At 62.5% G+C, this 19,749-nt stretch carries 15 protein-coding genes; 7 read left to right on the forward strand and 8 right to left on the reverse strand.

What is annotated here, in order from left to right:
* Positions 1-60: 60 nt before the first annotated feature.
* Positions 61-1,230: a GNAT family N-acetyltransferase gene (locus RI103_RS14640; protein WP_310812669.1), complete on the forward strand. Its 1,170-nt coding sequence runs from the start codon at positions 61-63 to the stop codon at positions 1,228-1,230.
* A 9-nt stretch (positions 1,231-1,239) separates the two neighbouring features.
* Positions 1,240-1,569, forward strand: a complete 330-nt coding sequence (locus tag RI103_RS14645; RefSeq protein WP_310812670.1) for a GIY-YIG nuclease family protein — start codon at positions 1,240-1,242, stop codon at positions 1,567-1,569.
* Positions 1,570-1,607: 38 nt separating this feature from the next.
* On the opposite strand, the gene RI103_RS14650 is transcribed toward RI103_RS14645, so the two are convergent.
* Both RI103_RS14650 and ppa read right to left on the reverse strand, forming a co-directional pair.
* The gene (locus RI103_RS14650; protein ID WP_310812671.1) at positions 1,608-3,707 is read right to left on the reverse strand and encodes an FUSC family protein; all 2,100 of its coding nucleotides are present in this window, start codon (positions 3,705-3,707) and stop codon (positions 1,608-1,610) included.
* Between the two features lie 279 nt (positions 3,708-3,986).
* The gene (ppa, locus tag RI103_RS14655; RefSeq protein ID WP_310812672.1) at positions 3,987-4,514 is read right to left on the reverse strand and encodes an inorganic diphosphatase; all 528 of its coding nucleotides are present in this window, start codon (positions 4,512-4,514) and stop codon (positions 3,987-3,989) included.
* A gap of 252 nt (positions 4,515-4,766) precedes the next feature.
* On the opposite strand from ppa, the gene RI103_RS14660 reads away from it, so the two are divergent.
* The 3 genes from RI103_RS14660 to RI103_RS14670 all read left to right on the forward strand — a co-directional run bounded on the left by RI103_RS14660 (position 4,767) and on the right by RI103_RS14670 (position 8,476).
* A complete protein-coding gene (locus RI103_RS14660; RefSeq protein ID WP_310812673.1) occupies positions 4,767-6,206 on the forward strand; it encodes an aldehyde dehydrogenase family protein in 1,440 nt (479 codons plus the stop codon).
* Positions 6,207-6,249: 43 nt separating this feature from the next.
* The gene (locus RI103_RS14665; RefSeq protein WP_310812674.1) at positions 6,250-7,008 is read left to right on the forward strand and encodes an SDR family oxidoreductase; all 759 of its coding nucleotides are present in this window, start codon (positions 6,250-6,252) and stop codon (positions 7,006-7,008) included.
* A gap of 148 nt (positions 7,009-7,156) precedes the next feature.
* Positions 7,157-8,476 (forward strand): MFS transporter, encoded by a 1,320-nt coding sequence (locus RI103_RS14670; protein ID WP_310812675.1) that lies wholly within the window; start codon positions 7,157-7,159, stop codon positions 8,474-8,476.
* Between the two features lie 300 nt (positions 8,477-8,776).
* Here the strand turns inward: RI103_RS14670 and RI103_RS14675 are convergent, their stop codons facing one another.
* The 3 genes from RI103_RS14675 to RI103_RS14685 form a co-directional block, all read right to left on the reverse strand.
* The gene (locus RI103_RS14675; protein ID WP_310812676.1) at positions 8,777-9,280 is read right to left on the reverse strand and encodes a lysozyme inhibitor LprI family protein; all 504 of its coding nucleotides are present in this window, start codon (positions 9,278-9,280) and stop codon (positions 8,777-8,779) included.
* The gene (locus RI103_RS14680; RefSeq protein WP_310812677.1) at positions 9,264-9,860 is read right to left on the reverse strand and encodes a lysozyme; all 597 of its coding nucleotides are present in this window, start codon (positions 9,858-9,860) and stop codon (positions 9,264-9,266) included. Before RI103_RS14680 ends, RI103_RS14675 begins: the two co-directional genes overlap by 17 nt.
* A gap of 109 nt (positions 9,861-9,969) precedes the next feature.
* Positions 9,970-10,512, reverse strand: coding sequence for a PAAR domain-containing protein (locus tag RI103_RS14685; RefSeq protein ID WP_310812678.1), 543 nt, complete (start codon positions 10,510-10,512; stop codon positions 9,970-9,972).
* Positions 10,513-11,235: 723 nt separating this feature from the next.
* On the opposite strand from RI103_RS14685, the gene RI103_RS14690 reads away from it, so the two are divergent.
* Positions 11,236-11,703: a hypothetical protein gene (locus tag RI103_RS14690; RefSeq protein WP_310812679.1), complete on the forward strand. Its 468-nt coding sequence runs from the start codon at positions 11,236-11,238 to the stop codon at positions 11,701-11,703.
* A 147-nt stretch (positions 11,704-11,850) separates the two neighbouring features.
* On the opposite strand, the gene RI103_RS14695 is transcribed toward RI103_RS14690, so the two are convergent.
* Genes RI103_RS14695 through hemC form a run of 3 tightly spaced genes read right to left on the reverse strand, consistent with a single transcriptional unit; the run spans position 11,851 to position 16,090 of the window.
* The gene (locus tag RI103_RS14695) at positions 11,851-13,041 is read right to left on the reverse strand and encodes a heme biosynthesis protein HemY (protein WP_310812680.1); all 1,191 of its coding nucleotides are present in this window, start codon (positions 13,039-13,041) and stop codon (positions 11,851-11,853) included.
* 2 nt (positions 13,042-13,043) lie between these two features.
* The gene (gene hemDX / locus RI103_RS14700) at positions 13,044-15,062 is read right to left on the reverse strand and encodes a fused uroporphyrinogen-III synthase HemD/membrane protein HemX (RefSeq protein WP_310812681.1); all 2,019 of its coding nucleotides are present in this window, start codon (positions 15,060-15,062) and stop codon (positions 13,044-13,046) included.
* Complete coding sequence (gene hemC / locus RI103_RS14705; RefSeq protein ID WP_310812682.1) at positions 15,062-16,090, reverse strand: hydroxymethylbilane synthase; 1,029 nt, start codon at positions 16,088-16,090, stop codon at positions 15,062-15,064. The genes hemDX and hemC overlap by 1 nt, the downstream gene beginning before the upstream one ends.
* 392 nt (positions 16,091-16,482) lie before the next feature.
* Here hemC and ppc point away from each other — a divergent pair, with 392 nt between their 5' ends.
* A complete protein-coding gene (ppc, locus tag RI103_RS14710) occupies positions 16,483-19,722 on the forward strand; it encodes a phosphoenolpyruvate carboxylase (protein WP_310812683.1) in 3,240 nt (1,079 codons plus the stop codon).
* Positions 19,723-19,749 lie beyond the last annotated feature (27 nt).

The raw sequence follows: 19,749 nt of genomic DNA on the forward strand, positions 1-19,749 counted from the left end.
GATAAACGAACGGCGTAGCGCTCAACGCGCCGCGCCGCTCATTGGGAACAGTCACACAGATTGAACCAGGAACGCTTTGATTATCGCACGGGCATTCTGGCGTCGCCTTCCGAGGTGGACGCCGCCGAATGGAATGCCCTTCTCGCGCAGCAGTCGCAGCCCACGCCGTTTCTGCGGCATGAGTTCTTGAGCGCCCTGCATGCGACGCGCTGCGCGGTCGCGGATACCGGCTGGGCGCCGCAATTCGTCACGCTGAGCGACCCGCGCACGGACAAGCTCGTGGCCGCCGCGCCCGTGTATCTGAAGGGGCACTCGTACGGCGAGTACGTGTTCGACTGGGCCTGGGCCGACGCCTACAAGCGCAACGGTCTACCGTATTACCCGAAGCTGCTGTGCGCGGTGCCGTTCACGCCGGTGCAAGGCAACCGGTTGTTGTCGGCGGATACGCATGCGCTCAGGCACCTGGCCGCGACGCTGATGGCGTTCGCCGAACAGGCCGACGTGTCGTCGCTGCATGTGCTGTTTCCCACCGAAACGGAAGCGGACGCGCTCACCGAGATGGGCATGATGCAACGCGAAGGCGTGCAGTTTCATTGGCTGAACGACGGCTATCGCGACTTCGACGATTTCCTCTCCACGCTCGAACAGAAGAAGCGTAAGAACATTCGCGCCGAGCGCCGCAAAGTGCACGAGGCCGGCGTGACGATGCGCCGGATTCGCGGCGAGGACATTCAGGACGCGGACTGGCGCTTCTTCAGCAAGTGCTATCGGCAGACGTACCGCGAGCACTTTTCGAGTCCGTATCTGAACCTCGATTTCTTCCGCATGATCGGCGCGTCGATGCCCGAGAACCTGCTGCTCGTGATCGCCGAATACGAAGGCAAGCCGATCGCGAGTTCGCTGGTGGTGTACCAGCGCGACGCGCAAACCGGCGGCACGCTGTACGGCCGCTATTGGGGCGCGCTGGAACACGTGCCATGCCTGCACTTCGAAACGGCCTACTACCAGCCGCTCGAATTCTGCATCGAGGAAAAGCTCGGCGCGTTCGAAGGCGGCGCGCAGGGCGAGCACAAGATGGCCCGCGGCTTCCTGCCCACGGTCACGCGTTCCGCGCACTGGCTCGCGCATCCCGCTTTCGCCGATGCGGTCGGCCACTTTCTCGACAACGAAAAGAACAGCATCCACGCGTATGTGGATGAGCTGCGCGAACACAATCCGTTCAAAGGCTGAAGCGCATCCATGGCGTGGTTTCTCTATCTGCTCGAATGCTCGGACGGCAGCGTCTATACCGGCATCGCTGTCGACGTGCAGGCGCGCTTCGAGAAACACGTCAGCGGCGAGGGCGCGCGTTATACGCGTTCGCGCAAGCCGGTGCAGGTGCTGGCGTCGTTCGAATTGACGGATCGGTCCACTGCGTCGCGCGCGGAGTATTGGGTCAAGCGGCTGTCGCCGTCCGAGAAGCGTGCGCTTGCAGCAGGTCTGCGCACGCTCGAGTCGGTGATGCCTTTGCCTGAGCCCGAAGCCGTTGTCGACGAAGAACAAGCCGAGGAAAAAACCGGCGCGTCCTGAAAGCGCTTGAGCTTCGTCCCTCTTGGCACCGCCGCAGGCTATCCCCTCGCCTCGCGCATCCGCTCATTGAGCAACCGATGCATCAGCGCCAGCTCGCCCACCGCATCGGCTTCCAGTGAGGTCAGCCCGTCTCGCGCGGGAAGCGCAAGACGCACCGGCCTCAAGGTTCGAGTCAACGCGGCGTCGATATCCGTGCTTACCGTCGCGACCCACGCGCCGAGTTCATCGTGCATGTCACGCCGGTTCGTACTCAGGCGCAGTTGCGTCGCGGTGCCGGCCATTCTTCGCAACAGGCTCAGCACGGTGAGCGTCACGGTGTCGACCATCGTGTCCTCGAGCTTTTCGAGGCGAATCCGGCCGATGGCCTCCTCCGCGTTATTGCTGCCCAGGCCCGCGGCCCGGCGCAAGCGCTCCATGTCCTTCTCGCTGCGGCGAGGCGACTCCAGCGCGGCTCTCAGATAGGCGAGATTGGCGCGCACCGCCTCGCCCAGATACGCGCGATAGTCGATCTTTTCGCGCGTCGGCCAGAGATAGAACGTGGCCAGCAGCGCCAATACGCAGCCGAGCACGTTGTTGCCGAGCCGCGTGAGCGCATAGGCGAATTCGCTCGCGCCCGGCGTCGCGAAGTCGGCGACCAGCACGAAGGTCGGCGTGAGGAACAGCACGAACAGGCTGTAGCTGACGGGACGCAGCGCCATGGTCGCCATCACCAGCGGAAACACCGCAAGCGAAATGCCGAGCGGCGAATGGATCGCGTAACCGATACCCGCCGCCAGCACGCCGCCGACAATGCTGCCCGCCGCCCGCTCGATACTGCGCGGCCAGGTCGCGGCAATCGACGGTTGCAGGATCAGCAGCGTCGCCATGGTGGCCCAATAGCCGAACGGCAAGCCGAGCGCGTGGATCACGAGAAAGCCCGTGGTGGTGGTCACGCCGACGCGGGCCGCATGCCGCAACCCAACGGACTCGAGCGACAGGTTGGCCTTGAGCGTGGACCAGGTTCGCGCGAAGAAGCGTGTGGCGCTGTCCCGCCAGCCTTCGGGCTGCGCATACAGCGGCGTGAAGTCGACCAGTTCGAAGTCGGACTTCAGTGTCACGGGCTCCATCAAGGCGGATTCGAGCCGCCGTGCAAAGCGCCGCAAGCGCAATTGCAAGTCGGCGAGACGTGCCCATTGCGCGTCGTTGGTGGCTGCGCCGATGCCACGCAGCACGTCGCCGATGACCGTCAGCAGCCGGGCCGCGCGTTTCGCGCGCCATGCGTCATCGGGGACTCTTTCACATGCGCCGGAGACGGCGATCAGATAAGCGAACAACGCTTCGCTGTCGGTCAGCAAGCCGAGCAATGTGTCGTAGGTTTCGCGGCCGCCGGTTCTCGACGCGGGCACGCGCGCCAGCACCTTGCGCGAACGTTCGAGCGCGGCTCGGGTATCGGCGCGAAATTTTGCGGCATGCGTGGCCCACTCGCCGCGTACCGCGCGCCGCTCGAGCAACCGTGCGCTGTCCACCGCAATATCGGCGAGACGCAGGTACACGGCGCGCAGCGTCGAGCGGCTCGTGGCGAACGGATGAATGCGCCAGACCGTCAGACTCAGCACCACGGCAAACAGGCAGCCGACCAGGTAAATGCCGAGAAACGCCATGCCTTGCCGAACATCGTGCATCGGCCGGTCGACCATCACGACGCACGCGGTCGCCGCGAGAATCGTCACCTGTGACGTGGCCGCGCCCCAGATCCGACCGAACGCGCCGAGCGTCGTGAAGGCCAGCACCGCGAGCGCGGCGAATACGGCGCCGGTTCCGGAGGCGAACGCCGTCAACCCGCCGCACAGCGTGGACAGCACCGCGAAGCCCATCATCGACGCAAAGCGGGCGCGGTTGGAACCGGCCGCGTCGGCGAGGCAGGTCCAGAAGGCGCCAATCGCGGCCCACGCGAAGGCCGGTTCGTGCAACAGATTGCCGAGCGCGAGCATGGCCGTCGACGCACAGGCCGCCCTCAAGCCTTCCGACAGACTGGCCTCACTCGTCGAAAACGACACCATCCATACCGGCCGCTTGCGGTAGATCGCGCTGGCGATGGCGTACAGCCAGTTCGACCAGCGTTGCGACGAAGACGACGGGTTGGACTTGCGATTCAGCATCCGGACGGTGTGCTCCTGGGAACGCGGATTGGCGCTGCGTCAGCGCATCGTGCTAGCCAGCGACAGGCAGGCGCATGCAGACGCATATAGGTGGCCAATCATAAGGGTTTACGCCTAGATAAAAAAATGGCTTCGGTTCATCCTCTCGATGCACTGCGTCTATGTGTCCGCACTCAAAGGCTATGTGACGTGCTCGTGTTTCGACAATCCATGAAAAAACCGCGCGGCCTTTGCAGGCTCGCGCGGTTTTTCTATCAGGCAAATCAAACGTGACGCGGCTTACTTCTTGTAGTTCGCCACGCCTTCGGTGATTTCCTTGTGCGCGGCTTCGATGCCCGCCCAGCCGTCGACCTTCACCCACTTGCCCTTCTCGAGCGCCTTGTATTGCTCGAAGAAGTGCTTGATCTGGTCTTTCAGGTACGCCGGGACGTCGTCGATCGACTTCAGGTCGGCGGTCATCGGGCAGACCTTGTCGTGCGCGACGGCGACCAGCTTCGCGTCCACGCCGGATTCGTCGGTCATTTGCAGCATGCCGAGCGCGCGCGCACGCACCACCGAGCCGGCCAGCAGCGGGAACGGCGTGATGACCAGCACGTCGACCGGGTCGCCGTCGCCCGACAGCGTTTGCGGAATGTAGCCGTAATTCGCCGGATAGCGCATGCCCGTGCTGATGAAACGGTCGACGTGGAGCAGGCCCGTTTCCTTATCGGCTTCGTACTTCACCGGATCGCTTTGCGCCGGGATTTCGATGATGACATTGAAATCTTGCGGAAGGTCTTTGCCTGCGGGGACGTGATTGAAGCTCATGAGCGCTCTCTGATCAGGATGGAATTCGGAACACGGCGTGCGGCGCGTGGGCTCGACGGCATGCGTCGTGAAACACGCCTCGAGCACTGGCGCTGCAGCCGGACAGTGCGGAATACGCCATTATAGCCAATCGGCCGATGGCATCCCTCGTTGGATCGGCGCGATAATCGTCTGGCGTCCCTCGATTGTGCCTCTCGTTTGTGAACACCACGTAACCGCGCCGCGGCTCGCGTGATACCTCAAGGAGCATGCATGGAAGAAGCTCGACACTTCATCGGCGGCGAGTGGTCCGCCGGCTCAGGCGGCGAAACGATCGCCGTGCTCGATCCCTCGGACGGCCAGCCCTTCACCCAGTTGGCACGCGGCACCGCGGCGGATATCGACGCCGCCGTGCACGCCGCGCGCCGCGCCTTCGAAGGCGCGTGGGGCCAGGCGAGCGCCGCGGAACGTGGCCGCGTGCTGTACCGGCTGTCCATGCTGGTCGCCGCGCGCCAGGAAGAACTCGCCCTGCTCGAAGCGCGCGACACCGGCAAACCGCTCAAGCAGGCGCGCGCCGATTCGGCCGCTCTCGTCCGCTATTTCGAGTTCTACGCCGGCGCGGCGGACAAGCTGCACGGCGAAACGCTGCCTTATCAAACCGGCTACACGGTGCTCACGATCCGCGAGCCGCACGGCGTGACCGGCCATATCGTGCCGTGGAATTACCCCATGCAGATTTTCGGCCGCAGCGTGGGCGCAGCGCTCGCCACCGGCAATGCATGCGTCGTCAAACCGGCCGAGGATGCCTGTCTGTCCGTGCTGCGCGTCGCCGAACTGGCCGCCGAGGCGGGCTTGCCCGCTGGCGCGCTGAATATCGTCACCGGCTATGGGCATGAAGCGGGTGCGGCGCTCGCGCGTCATCCGGGCATCGACCACATTTCGTTCACCGGGTCGCCGGAAACCGGCAAGCTCGTCACGCAGATGGCCGCCGAAAATCAGGTGCCGGTCACGCTGGAACTCGGCGGTAAATCGCCGCAAATCGTTTTCTCCGACGCGGACCTCGACGCGGCGCTGCCCGTGCTGGTGTCGGCAATCGTGCAGAACGCGGGACAAACCTGCTCGGCGGGCAGCCGGGTGCTGATCGATCGGGCCATTTACGAACCCTTGCTCGACCGGCTGAGCGGCGCGTTTCAGGCCTTGCGCGTCGGGCCTTCGCATGCCGACCTCGACTGCGGGCCGCTGATCAGCGCGAAACAGCAGCGGCGCGTGTGGGATTTCCTCTCTGACGCGCAACACGACGGCATCGCCATGGCGGCGCACGGCGAGGTGATTCCCGAAGCGCCGGAAAGCGGCTTCTATCAGGCGCCGACGCTCTTGCGCGACGTGCCCGCCAGCCACCGCCTCGCACGCGACGAAGTGTTCGGCCCCGTGCTCGCCGCCATGTCCTTCAGCGACGAAGACGAAGCGCTCGCGCTTGCCAACGGCACGCTATTCGGCCTGGTCGCCGGCATCTGGACACGTGACGGCGCGCGACAGATGCGGCTCGCCCGCCGTCTGCGCTCCGGCCAGGTATTCATCAACAACTATGGCGCGGGCGGCGGCGTCGAATTGCCGTTCGGCGGCGTCAAGCATTCCGGGCACGGGCGTGAAAAGGGATTCGAGGCGCTTTACGGCTTCACGGTGTTGAAAACCATCGCGATCAAGCACGGTTAGTCGGGCACATGCATCACCATCCACAACAAACAGCGGAGACATTATGCGGTTGACAGGTAAAACAGCCATCGTCACGGGTGGCGGCTCGGGTTTCGGCGAAGGCATTGCGAAAACCTACGCGCGCGAAGGCGCGAACGTGGTGGTCAACGATCTGAACGGCCCGGCCGCCGAGCGCGTGGCGAGTGAAATCGCGCTGGCCGGCGGCAAGGCCATCGCAGTGGCAGGCAACGTCGCCCAACGCGACGACTGGCAAAAGCTGCGCGAGGCCGCGCTCGAAGACTTCGGCAGCGTGCAGATCGTCGTCAACAACGCCGGCACCACGCATCGCAACAAGGCCGTGCTGGAAGTCACGGAAGCCGAATTCGACCGCGTCTACGCGGTGAACGTGAAAAGCATCTACTGGAGCGTGCAGGAGTTCGTGCCGTATTTCCGCGAGCAAGGCGGCGGCTGCTTCATCAATATCGCATCCACGGCCGGCGTGCGGCCGCGGCCTGGGCTCGTCTGGTACAACAGCAGCAAAGGCGCGGTGATTATCGCGAGCAAGTCGCTGGCGGTTGAACTCGGTCCGGACCGCATTCGGGTGAACTGTGTGAATCCGGTGATGGGCGAGACGGCGCTGCTGTCCGAGTTCATGGGCGTCGAAGATACGCCGGAGAATCGCCGGCGCTTTCTGGCGGGCATTCCGCTCGGGCGTTTCTCGACACCGCAGGACATTGCCAACGCCGCGCTTTATCTGGCTTCGGACGAGGCCGAGTTCATCACCGGCGTGTGTCTCGAAGTAGACGGCGGGCGCTGCGTGTAGCGCCATGCCCGGCGCGCGAGGGCTGTCCATGCGGCGGCCTTCGCCAGAGTCAGTGTTTTCCCCCGGTATCGATTCGTCATGCAAACCACCCAGCACGGATAGAATCGATTGGCGGCGGTACTTCAATTCCAAGAAAAGAGGAGACACCATGGCTAGTCCTGCAAATCCGCTTCACCATCCCGGCGCGGGTGCGCCGCCTTCCACCTTTGAAGAGGCGACCTACCGCAAGGTCACCTGGCGGCTCGCGCCGCTGTTGATGCTCTGTTACGTGGTCGCGTATCTGGATCGCGTCAACGTCGGCTTCGCCAAGCTGCAAATGACCAGCGATCTTGGGCTGAGCGATGCGGTGTATGGTTTCGGCGCAGGGATTTTCTTTGTCGGCTATTTCATCTTTGAGATTCCGAGCAATGTGATTTTGCATAAGGTTGGCGCACGCGTGTGGATCGCGCGGATCATGGTGTCGTGGGGCGTGATCTCCATGCTGACCATGTTCGTCACCACGCCGACCATGTTCTATGTGATGCGCTTTCTGCTCGGTCTCGCTGAAGCGGGTTTCTTTCCTGGGATCATTCTTTATCTCACGTACTGGTATCCGTCGCATCGGCGTGGGCGCATGACTACGTGGTTCATGACGGCGATCGCGTTGTCGGGTGTGATCGGCGGGCCGGTGTCGGGTTATATCCTCAAGAGCTTCAACGGCGTGAACGGCTGGCATGGCTGGCAGTGGCTGTTTCTGCTCGAAGGGATTCCGTCGGTGGTTGTCGGGATCATGGTTTTTGCCATGTTGGATGATCGGATTTCGAAGGCGAAATGGCTTACTAAGGAAGAGCAGCAGTTGCTTGAGCGGCATGTTTCTGCGGAGGAAGCGACTAAGCACGATATGCCGATTCGCGAGGTGCTCACGAGTGGGCGGGTGTTGATGCTGAGCCTTACGTACTTCTCGTTTGTGATGGGGCTTTATGGCGTGAGCTTCTGGCTGCCGACCATTATTAAGGCGACTGGGGTGACGGATGCGTTCATGATCGGCTTGCTTTCGGCGGTGCCGTTCGCGGCGGCTGTGGTGGCGATGGTGTTCGTGTCGCGTAGTGCGGACCGGAAGCGGGAGCGGCGCTGGCATATCGCGTTGCCGGCGTTTGCGGGGGCGATTGGGTTGGTGCTCTCCGTCGTGTGGACGCATAACACTGTGCTGGCGATGGCTTCACTGACGCTGGCGACGATGGGTATTCTTACTACCCTGCCGCTGTTTTGGAGTTTGCCTACGGCGATTTTGGCGGGTACGGGTGCGGCTGCCGGGATTGCGATGATTAATTCGATTGGGAATCTGGCGGGGTTTTTGAGTCCCTATGCGGTGGGGTGGTTGAAGCAGGCTACGGCGGCTAATGATTCGGGGATGTATATGTTGGCGGCGTTTATGGTACTTGGGGGTTTGCTGGCTATTAGTGTGCCGGCGAAGATGGTTAATAAGTAAAGAGCGACGCGCGAGCCTCGGCAATCATGCAGTGCTGAGGCTTTTCGCATGTTTGCCAAGAAGCGACTTGTGCGCTGCCGAGCATGTTGATTTCGAGGGATGCTGGCTGACTACTGCCGGGGGCGAGCGGCTGTAATCAGCCAGTCGAATGCCGCCCGTACAGACTTCGCCAGCACGTTGCGCAATGCCAGGCACAGCAGCTTGATGGCGGCCTCGTCGTTGGGGAGGTGGCCGCGGGCCAGATTACCCTGCGAAGTCCCCCGCCGAAGCGGGGAACATTCCCGACACCGTTGTGCGTCGTCAGTCTTTCACGCTGCCCAGATCATCTAACCTTTCTTTAGTGATACGCGCCATGCAATCCCAAAACGTCATATAACGCATTGACGCCTCCCCTAACGAGTACGTTTCGGCGTAGCACTGGTTGTCACGAAACTCGATCCATGCGTTTTGGCCTTTCTCGAAATATGACGATGCGATAGGGTCGTCCTCGGCTTTCAGTTCGGCATCATCCTTTTTAAAACCATCTTCCAATGATTTAATTTTCGACCTTAGTTTCGCAAAAATTATTTCGTAGTCTCTTTGGCTGCACGCAGCAATGTCAGCGGTTGATGCGTGCTCACCCGTCTCGCAAAGGTGATCAACCTCTTTGTGCGATTTTCCAGCAAAATACACCGACGATGGCATAGCCTTTCTATAATCAAACTCGACGGAGTAGATCGTTTTTCCAGATGCAGTGGAATGAAAAAACAAAGGGACCAGAACCATCAAAACTGACGCAGCAGATTTTTTAATGTGTCGCATCATATACACCCTCAGAAAATATTCTGGCCTCCGACCTACGGCGCGGGCGCAGCCTCGTACCACAACGGAAGTCCTTTATGGAATCAGGTACATTTTCATAGTCGCCTTGGTTCACTATCCTCGCCAGTTCGTCAGCGGCTTGACCCGGCCCGGAATTAAAGATAACGCTCACTAGCGCATCGTATTCACGTTGATACAATGGTACGTGTATCTTTGCATTCAACGCGCCCTCCATTCTCCGCAAATCTTTCTTCAGAAATTCCCGTGCGCGCTCATCGGTTATTGTCTGGCCGACCTGCAGGTGATCCCCCGGCAGAACAAGGTGGCCGCATCCCACCGTGGGATTGCCAGCACTATCGGCGTAAACCAACACAATAAAACCTTCGGATACCGGCACGTCTATATGTGAATGATCTTGAAAAAAAATCCGCGTCATACCATTCATTCTGCCACTTTCCCACTCGGCAATGAAACTTAATATTTGATTTGACGCTGCCCAAGGCTTGCAGAGTCTATCCGTTTGTACCTGTACGCAGGAATTCGGATTCGTGTTTGTTGTTGCAGTTGCAAGTGGTTGCGCCATTAAGCCTCCTGCATATGTCCAAGATAAATATGGATCGAGCGCGCATTGTTAGTCGGATAGCTCTCAATTGTTGTATCGCCGTCCCTGAGAGCAAGTCTCTTAGACATCCTCAACCCTTGTGTCCGAGATAGAGCAAGATGTTTTGTACCCCGTCTGTTTTGTATCGCATCGTGCGTCCCGTGCTGTCCGTTACACCGTGCGCTACCGAGCCGGACGGAAAGCGAATGGTGTAATAGCTGTCTGCAAGCGCACGCCCGCGCGCGTCGCGCAGCGTGAACTGTTCATCATGCCGTGAAGCGTGGTTCGACCCTGCGGCGAGTAACGCGGCGGCATTTGCATTGGCGGCGTGGTGTTCGGCTTCGTCATCGCACCATGATTCACCCGCGAGCTTCGCGACTATCCGTGGTGGCGTTGCACAGTTGCACAGAACGATGTCGCCGTCGGCGGCTGTCTCGCCCATGAAGTTGATGCGGCGTGGCCCTCCGGTCTTAGCAATAATGCCGATGCTTTTACACAACTCGCAGTACGCGGCACCTCCTATAAGTGCAACTTGATGGCCTCCGTCGCCCCATGTACATATCGAGCCTTCGTAATACAGGATTTGCCCGCCCGTACTAAGTTGATCGCCAACCACCGCGATTCGGCGCATCATGTCGCGCTCTTCCTGTGGCCGAGATAGATTGCGAATGGGTACAACCTGCCGTTACATTCCTGCTGATCCGACATTTGAAAGTCCTTACTTTTATACGAACGCAGCCGGCTGCGACGCAACCGGCACTCGGCGACAATTACGGCTTAAGATCGCCAACCATATTTAGTCGACACTCGAAGAAACCAGTATCGGATTGCTCCGAAAAATGAATGGCCTATGCCATGCGCATAAACTCTCTACTTCAAGTTAATTCCGGGCGTTACATACCAGTCGCCGGATGATTAATCCGCGAGACTTTCATCTTTTGCGTTGCCACGCTCCCGCAGATCGGCTAGGTCAGCTGTTTACGAAAATCCGACGGGTGTAAGCAGCGGACCGACCAATCACCTGCCGCCCCACTCACCCTTATCCTTTCGTCCAATCGCAACATTTAGCCTCCAAGACCAAATCCGAGATAGCCCCGCTCCTTTATAATTAACAAGTCGTCGGGAAACACCCAGCGACCAGGTTTGACAGCCTGTGGCATAAACCGCACACCCGCCCAGGCGGGTCGTGCGTCTACCTCTGCACGTCTATATTTCAATGGGCGGGCCTTGGTAGGGGAGCCGCAAGGCTCGCCGGTTTGTTTATGCCCCGGTCTGTCAACCCTACTTCGTGCCCGCTCACCCTCCCCCAAAAGATGCGTGTCCGGGCGATCCAAAGAAGCAACAGGGAGATCGCACCATGACCAGGTCCGTCAAAAATCAACCAGCTTCGCGTCCGCCTGTCGACGCACTCCAGTACGAAAAACTTGCCCTTTCCGCATTCGACTTATGCGACCGGCAGGTGGGTCATCTGGAAACCTTGATCACACTTGCGTCCTCAATAGTTAGAAATCCTGCGATTACCCACGACGAAAGAAAGCGTCACCGGACGCTGCTCGAATTGCTGGTGGACACGGCCGAGCAGTATCACCAAGAACTCCAATCCGACCGCGAGTTATTCCAGGTGATTGCACTCGACGCGAAGGGAGTCCCGCGCAGCCGAATCACAGCGCAGCACGCGACGAACTTGCTGGCTGAAGCATCGCAAAGAGCAAAAGCGCCCATCGAAGAAGCGAACGCTTCGCGCCGCAAAAAACCGTCCACGAAAAGCGCGATGATCAAGTTGTCCTCTACCACCGTGCAACAACCATCCACCGCAACGCATTGAGCGATCGAATCAAGCACCACAGAACAGGCGCAGCGTGAAGGATGAATAAAAAATGGCCGCAGCATCCGCTGCGGCCATCAACTCATCAACCAGCAATTTCAAGGCCTCAAAGCAACGCACCAAGAACAGACGCGCCGCTCAGAAACCTCAAACGATATTCATTGCCAACGCACTTTCACGATAGTGCTGACTCGCCTTGTCCGCGTCACCGAGTTGCTCATGCAAACGCGCTAACGCACGATGCGAGCGAATCCTCAGCGTCTCGTTATCCGCGAGTTTCAGCGCACGCTCAAGGAACGATTGCGCCTTGCCCCACAACTGCTGATGCAGACACAAGCGGCCCAGCGCAAACATCAAGTCCGCATCTTCCGGACGATCCTTCTGCCACGCTTCCGCCTTCTGGATCAGCGGCAACGCGTCGCCACCAGTCGTATCCGGGTAACGGCGCAACAACCGCGCGTCCCAGTTTTGCGCCAGCGCTTCCTCGACGATCTTGCGCGCTTCCTGCGGACGGTTCAGCGTCACCAGCAACTCAGCCGCGAGATCCGCGAGACGCGGCGAATGACGCTCCGTCGGCGACAGCGAATTCCACAACTCCAGCAGCGCATCGGCATTGTGCCGCCGGTCACGCAGCAGGTTTTCCGCCGCGAGCTGACGCAAACGCACCGCCACCGCCGGATGAATCGCTTCACGCTTTTCGAGCGTCTTGACGAGCTTGAGCACTTCGCCCCAGTTCTTCAACTGCTGCTGCGCGCGCAACATGATCTGCTGCGCGTGAATCCGCCGCGCGCCCTGCGACTGCATTTCGGTCAACGCGGTCAGCGCGCCGTCCGCGTCACGGCCGTCGGCGCGCATGTCGGCGGTGGCCATCAGGCGCGCGTCCTGCCAGTCGGCCTCGTTGATCTGCGAAAGCCATTCGTCGCGCCGCGCATATTCATGCATACGATGCGCCGCGGTGGCCGCGATCAAACCGGCCGCGCCCTTGTTATCGCCATTCGCGAGCGCGTCTTTGGCGGCTTTCTCGGCACGCGAAAAACGCCCGGCGTACAGATTGCCGATCGCGTCGCGCAGCGCGGCATGCGCTTTCGCGACCCGCGAGCGCGCGCGATAAGCGGCCACGCGTTGCGGCATGCGCCAGATGTTGCGGAAGATGCGCAAGAGCGCGTACATCAGGATGAACAGCACCACCAGCCCGACCACGAACAGATTCAACGACATGTCGACGCGGTACGGCGGATAGATCAGCAGCACCTGTCCCATGTCGAAGCGTCCCACCACCGCCAGCACCACCGCGATGGCGAACAGCAACGCAAGCCATAGAAGTCCCCGGATCGCCATGATTAACCTCGGCTCCGGTATTGATTGACGGCTTGCAGGCTCGTGTTCAGATTCGGCAGTTCAACCGCGGCCGAGCCCGCTTGCACCTGTTTGACGAGATCCGCGACGGTCTGCGTTTTCTTCGACGTGTTGTCGAAGTAACGCGTCAGCGCGTTATCCGCTGCCTGCAGGTCGGACTTCAGCGTGGTCTCGTTGCGCGAAAGCAAGGCGAGACGCGCCGACAGCAAACGCAGCTTGAGATTCTCGCGCACGAAATAGCCTTCGTCGGGCGTGACCAGCATCGCGTCGGCGTTGTCGATACGGCGCACCTGCACGAGGCTCGTCAGTTGCTGACCGATGCCGGTGCTCACTTCACGCCACCACACTTTCCAGCGCGGCTCGCCGGTGGCCGCGGCCACCTTGGCCGTATCGGCCCACGTCGCGGCTTGCGGCGTGGCATGGGCGATCGGCGCTTCGCCCGAGAGCGGCAGGCTGTCGACCTGGTCGATTGCGTTGTCGAGCTTGATGGCCATGCCCGTGAGATCGGTGGAAGGCGCCGCCTTCAGCTTGTCGATGTCCTGCGCGATGGCCTTGCGCACGGTGACCGCTTGCGGGCTGTCCGAGGCGGCGAGACGCGTGTCGGCGCTTTGCAGCGCGAACAGCGCGAGCTGCGTGTTGCCGGTGAGCTGCAACTGCTGGCTGGCGGCGGAGAGCATCTGACCGACTTCGGCGAGCGTCCAGTCGTCGCGATTGCGCGCGAGATCCGCGTACTGCTGTTGCAGCGCCTGCTGTCCGGCTTGTGCATCGGCGAGCTTGCCTTCGAGTTGCGCGACCTGCGAGTCCGACTGATGCACCGTAGCGAGCGCCTGATCCGTCTTGATGCGCAGCTCGTTGGTCTGCGTGTCGTTGGCGTGCTGGCGCTGCACCAGTTGCTGCTCCATGCGCTCCACCTTGCGATTGAGCGCATAGCCGCCCACGCCCGCGGCACAAGCAATGATCACGACGACAAACCACAGCAGCGGTCCGCTCGCGCTATGGCGCTTTTGCGCTTCGTAGGGCGTGAAGGGTTGATTCGGCGGCAACGCAGTGGTCGCGGCCGGCTGGGGTGAAGCGTTCGTGGATGCGGTCGTTTCAGTCATGCGTGATTTAGCCGGTGAATGAGCCGGGTTAGACGGTACCGGTTGAACTACGGTCGGGACGGCGGCAATCAGCGCGTGGGCAATGCGCTCGTCGCCCGCGCCGGACACCGTAATGCTATCAAAACCCAATGCCCGCGCGGTCTGCGCGATACGGGGATGCGGCGTGACTAGCGCGGCGCGTTTGAGTTGCGCGATCTCATCGGCGGTGAGGTGGTCTTGCGCGAGTTCGTGCAGATTGCGCACGCCTTCGGAACTGGTGAGCAGCCACGCGTGCGGCGCACCTGCGAGCAGCGCATGCACGCGTGCCCAGCCGCCGATCGACGGTTCCGGCACGAGGCGCCGGTACGCCGCGACCGTCTCGACTTCGGCGCCGGCTTCACGCAGACGCTCGGCGAGCCACTCGCGGCCGCCGTCGCCGCGCACGATCAGCACGCGTTTGCCTTCGAGACCGGTTGCGCCGAGCGCGGTTTCGATCGCCGCGAAGAGGCCTTCGGAATCGAAGCGAGCGGTTTCTTCATCCGCGCCGGACGGCGGACTGATCACGTTGTACGCCGTCGCAGTGACGCCGTGGCGCGCCAGCGCCTGCACGCTGCCCGGTCCCACCACGCCGATCGGCAACGCATGCGGCCAGATCGCATCGCTCCTCGCGAAGGCGTGATCGACGGCATTCGGCGACACGAACACGACGAGCGCGTAGCGCTCCAGCGAGGCCAATGCCACGCGCAACGGCGCGTCGTCGGTGACGGGCGCGATGTCGATCAGCGGGAAGTCGAGCGTGGCGATGCCGGCCGCGGCGAGTCGTGCCATCAGTTCGTTCGACTGACCGGCCGGTCGCGTAATCACGACCGTGAACGCCGCCTTGCCGACGGGTGGGGATGTGTTGCCGGGGATATCGACCGCCATCACTCGCCGGTCGCCGCGCTGTCAGCCGCGCCGTCTTCCGCCGTGCCCTGCTTCGCAGCGGCGGGACCACCGGCGGTGCTGAGCGCGCGAACGATCTCCATCGCGCCCTGCTGCGCGAGCGCACTCGCCACTTCCTCGCCGAGCGCGATGGCACTTTCGACGCTGGGCGCGGGCGCCGACGCCTGCGCGCTCAGCACGCGCTGCCCATCGGGCGTAGCGACGATGCCGCGCAGATGCAGCGCACCGTCATGCCACGTGGCATATGCGGCGAGCGGCACTTCGCAACTGCCGCCGAGCGCGCGCGACACCATGCGCTCCGCTTCGACGGCGGCGGCCGTGTGGTCGTGATGCAACGGCGCAAGCCATGCCGCGAGGTCCGCGCGGTCGGCGCGAATCTCGATGCCGAGCGCGCCCTGGCCCGCCGCGGGCAGACTGTCTTCGGGATCGAGCAGCGCGCGGATGCGCTCGCCGAGACCCAGACGTTTCAGCCCGGCTGCGGCCAGAATGATCGCCGCGTAATCGCCGCGATCGAGTTTCGACAGACGCGTGTCGAGATTGCCGCGCAACGGCCGCACTTCGAGATGCGGATAACGCATGCGCAGCATGGCCTCGCGGCGCAGGCTGGAGGTGCCCACGACGGCGCCGGCCGGCAACGCGGCGAGCGAGTCGTATTGGTTGGAGACCAGCGCGTCGCGCGGATCTTCGCGCTCCATGATGGTGGACAGCGCAAAGCCTTCGGGCAATTCCATCGGCACGTCTTTGAGCGAGTGCACGGCGAGGTCGGCGCGGCCGTCGGCGAGCGCGGCTTCCAGTTCCTTCACGAAGAGGCCCTTACCACCCACCTTAGACAGAGTGCGATCGAGAATTTGATCGCCGCGTGTCGTCATTCCGAGGATCCTGACGTCACAAGATGGATATAATTTGTGCAGCGCACATCGCACATGCTCCGCTTGCCACATAGCCAGGCGGCTTTCTCGCGACGCAATCACAAGCGTGTGGGGTGGCGTGGAAAACGTCTCGGTGTTCATTAGCTTGCTGATCGAATGACGGGATGTAATAACAAACAATGTTAGCACGCGCCCCGGTGTCTCAAGACGCAGCGGAGCGCCGTGCTGATGCGGTATCGATGGAGGAGACGGGCTTGGCGCGGCGCGCGCCTGCCCCATCCCAGCCTGTTCACGCACGGTCGTTCGCGCACCGGGCGGCAGCATGCGGGATGATGCGATGCGGCGCAACCTACCGTAGGTGCCTCAATTGAGTGTCGTGCAAACGCGCGACACCGTTCAGGCGCGCAGTCTCCTCTCAGGCGTATCGCCATCGGCGCATACCGTGTCGCGCAGTTCACTTTGCAGTTCCTAGTGCAGTCCCGCAGTAGCAGTTCATCACTCAACAGACCCTGGCTTCCCTGAGGAAACCCATCGTGACGTCTTCCGGATCGGCGCGCCCTGCCCGCCGCAACACTGCATCGCCCAACGCTCGCCCGGCCGACGCCGCCGCGCCCGCTGCTTCTTCCGCTGCCTCTGCCGCCGCGTCTTCCACAACCGCTGCTGAGCCGGCATCGGCCAGGCGCAGCGGCAAAAGCGCTCAGGCCGCGCACGCCGCCAAAGCCAGCAAGGCCGCTAAAAGCTCCACGCCCGTCAAGACGAAGGCTGTAAAGGCAGTCAAAACGGATAAGACGACGCAAGCCGCCTCCGCCAAGGCGCAAAAACCCGCCAAGGCAGCCTCCCCGAAGATCAAGGTCGTGGCCGGTGCCCCGCAGGCGTCCACGCTGCAAGCGGTGCCGGCCGAATCGGCCACGGCCGTGTCCGACTCCGCGTCTTCTTCCACGTCCGCGCCGAAGAGTAGCGGCCGTACGCGCGAGGACAAGGACCATCCGCTGTTTCAGGACATCCGCTATCTGGGGCGCCTGCTCGGCGACGTGCTGCGCGAGCAGGAAGGCGACGCGGTGTTCGACGTCGTCGAAACGATCCGGCAGACCGCCGTGCGTTTTCGCCGCGAAGACGACAGCGCCGCCGCGCAAACGCTCGACAAGAAACTGCGCTCGCTGAGCCCGGAGCAAACGGTCAGCGTGGTGCGCGCGTTCAGCTACTTTTCGCACCTCGCGAACATTGCTGAAGACCGCCATCGCAATCGCCGTCACCGGATTCACGCGCTGGCCGGCTCGACCTCGCAACCGGGCACGATTGCCCATGCGCTCGAACGGCTCGTCGAAGCCGGCGCGGCCGCCACGCCGGTGCTGCAACAGTTCTTCAACGACGCGCTGATCGTGCCGGTGCTCACCGCGCACCCGACCGAAGTGCAGCGCAAGAGCATTCTCGACGCGCAGCACGACGTTGCGCGCCTGCTCGCCGAACGCGACCAGCAGTTGACCGACCGCGAACGCGCGCACAACGAAGCGATGCTGCGCGCCCGCGTCACGTCGCTGTGGCAAACGCGCATGCTGCGCGATTCGCGCCTCTCCGTGGCCGACGAAATCGAAAACGCGCTGTCCTATTACCGCGCCACCTTCCTCGAGGAAATCCCGGCGCTCTACGCCGATATCGAAGAAGCGCTCACCGAGCATGGCCTCGAAGCGCGCCTGCCGCCGTTCTTCCAGATGGGCAGCTGGATCGGCGGCGACCGCGACGGCAATCCGAACGTCACGGCCGAAACGCTCGAAAACGCCATCACCCGCCAGGCCGCGGTGATCTTCGAGCATTACATGGAGCAGGTGCACAAGCTCGGCGCCGAGCTGTCGGTGTCGAACCTGCTGGCCGGCGCCAGCGACGCCCTGAAGGAACTCGCTGCCGCCTCGCCCGACCAGTCGCCGCATCGCACCGACGAGCCGTATCGCCGCGCCCTGATCGGCATGTACACGCGGCTCGCGGCAAGCGCGCGCGTGCGCCTCGGCGAAGGCAGCGTGCCGGTGCGCAGTGCCGGCCGCGGCGCGGCCCCGGTGCGTGCCGAACCCTACGGCGACTCGTCCGAATTCGAGCGCGATCTGCACGTGCTGATCGATTCGCTCGCCGAACATCACGGCGCGCCGCTTGCCGCACCGCGTCTGTCGCCGCTCGCGCGCGCCGCCGAAGTGTTCGGCTTCCATCTGGCCAGCATCGACTTGCGCCAGAGCTCCGACATTCACGAAGCGGTGATCGCCGAACTGCTCAAACGCGCGGGCGTCGAAGACAACTACGCGGCGCTCACGGAAGAAGACAAGCTCAAGGTGCTGCTCGCCGAACTGGCGCAGCCGCGTCCGCTGCGTCTGCCGTACGCGGAGTACTCCGATCTCGTGAAGAGCGAGCTCGGCGTGCTCGAAGAAGCGCGCATCACGCGCGAGAAATTCGGCGCGCGCGCGGTGCGCAACTACATCATCTCGCACACGGAGACCGTGAGCGATCTGGTCGAAGTGATGCTGCTGCAAAAGGAAACCGGCCTGCTGCGCGGACGTCTGGGCGACGCGAACGATCCGGCGCAGGCGGCCCTGATGGTGATCCCGCTGTTCGAGACGATCCCCGACCTGCGCAATGCGCCGCACATCATGCGCGATCTGATCGCGCTGCCGGGCGTCGATGCGCTGATCGAACATCAGGGCAACGAGCAGGAAGTGATGCTCGGCTATTCGGACAGCAACAAGGACGGCGGCTTCCTCACGTCGAGCTGGGAGTTGTACCGCGCCGAACTCGCGCTGGTGTCGCTCTTCAACGAACGCGGCGTGACGCTGCGGCTGTTCCATGGGCGCGGAGGCACCGTCGGCCGTGGCGGCGGTCCGACCTATCAGGCGATCCTGTCGCAGCCGCCGGGCACCGTCGACGGCCAGATCCGCTTGACCGAGCAAGGCGAAGTGATCGCGAGCAAGTTCGGCAATCCGGAAATCGGCCGGCGCAATCTGGAGACGGTGGTCGCCGCCACGCTCGAAGCGTCGTTGCTGCCGCACGGCAATGCGCCGGCCCAACTGCCCGCCTTCGAAGAAACCATGCAGCAGTTGTCCGACGCGGCGATGGCGTCCTACCGTGCGCTGGTCTATGAAACGCCGGGCTTCAAGGAGTACTTCTTCGAATCGACGCCGATTGCGGAGATCGCCGAATTGAACATCGGCAGCCGGCCGGCTTCGCGCAAGCTGCAGGATCCGAAGCAACGCAAGATCGAAGATCTGCGCGCGATTCCGTGGGGTTTCTCATGGGGCCAATGCCGTTTGCTGCTGACCGGCTGGTACGGTTTCGGCAGCGCCGTGGCCGCGCATCTGGACGGCGCGCCGAGCGAGGCCGAGCGCGCGCGCCGTCTCGCGCTGCTGAAGAAAATGCACAAGACGTGGCCGTTCTTCTCGAACCTGCTGTCGAACATGGACATGGTGCTGGCGAAGACCGACCTCGCGGTCGCCTCGCGCTATGCCGCCCTCGTATCCGACAAGAAACTGCGCAAGCATGTGTTCGAGCGCATTGTCGCGGAATGGGAGCGCACGTCGAAGGTGTTGTCGGAGATCACGGGCAAGAGCGAACGGCTCGCGGAGAACCCGCTGCTCGCGCGTTCGATCAAGAACCGCTTCCCGTATCTCGATCCGCTGAATCACTTGCAGGTGGAACTGCTCAAGCGTCACCGCGCGGGCGACACCAACGCGCGCGTGCGGCGCGGGATTCATTTGAGCATCAACGGGATTGCGGCGGGCTTGCGCAATACGGGCTAAGCACGTACGCGGTTATCCGCACGCATT

The sequence above is a fragment of the Paraburkholderia sp. FT54 genome, assembly GCF_031585635.1.
Taxonomy (GTDB): Bacteria; Pseudomonadota; Gammaproteobacteria; order Burkholderiales; family Burkholderiaceae; genus Paraburkholderia.

What these genes read in the sequence shown, in the direction of transcription:
- hemC (WP_310812682.1), bottom strand. Translation starts at nt 16,090, where the DNA reads ATGAACACCGAGACGTTTTCCACGCCACCCCACACGCTTGTGATTGCG.
- hemDX (WP_310812681.1), bottom strand. Translation starts at nt 15,062, where the DNA reads ATGGCGGTCGATATCCCCGGCAACACATCCCCACCCGTCGGCAAGGCG.
- RI103_RS14690 (WP_310812679.1), top strand. Translation starts at nt 11,236, where the DNA reads ATGACCAGGTCCGTCAAAAATCAACCAGCTTCGCGTCCGCCTGTCGAC.
- RI103_RS14685 (WP_310812678.1), bottom strand. Translation starts at nt 10,512, where the DNA reads ATGATGCGCCGAATCGCGGTGGTTGGCGATCAACTTAGTACGGGCGGG.
- RI103_RS14665 (WP_310812674.1), top strand. Translation starts at nt 6,250, where the DNA reads ATGCGGTTGACAGGTAAAACAGCCATCGTCACGGGTGGCGGCTCGGGT.
- RI103_RS14680 (WP_310812677.1), bottom strand. Translation starts at nt 9,860, where the DNA reads ATGGCGCAACCACTTGCAACTGCAACAACAAACACGAATCCGAATTCC.
- RI103_RS14695 (WP_310812680.1), bottom strand. Translation starts at nt 13,041, where the DNA reads ATGGCGATCCGGGGACTTCTATGGCTTGCGTTGCTGTTCGCCATCGCG.
- ppa (WP_310812672.1), bottom strand. Translation starts at nt 4,514, where the DNA reads ATGAGCTTCAATCACGTCCCCGCAGGCAAAGACCTTCCGCAAGATTTC.
- RI103_RS14660 (WP_310812673.1), top strand. Translation starts at nt 4,767, where the DNA reads ATGGAAGAAGCTCGACACTTCATCGGCGGCGAGTGGTCCGCCGGCTCA.
- RI103_RS14645 (WP_310812670.1), top strand. Translation starts at nt 1,240, where the DNA reads ATGGCGTGGTTTCTCTATCTGCTCGAATGCTCGGACGGCAGCGTCTAT.
- RI103_RS14670 (WP_310812675.1), top strand. Translation starts at nt 7,157, where the DNA reads ATGGCTAGTCCTGCAAATCCGCTTCACCATCCCGGCGCGGGTGCGCCG.
- RI103_RS14675 (WP_310812676.1), bottom strand. Translation starts at nt 9,280, where the DNA reads ATGATGCGACACATTAAAAAATCTGCTGCGTCAGTTTTGATGGTTCTG.
- RI103_RS14650 (WP_310812671.1), bottom strand. Translation starts at nt 3,707, where the DNA reads ATGCTGAATCGCAAGTCCAACCCGTCGTCTTCGTCGCAACGCTGGTCG.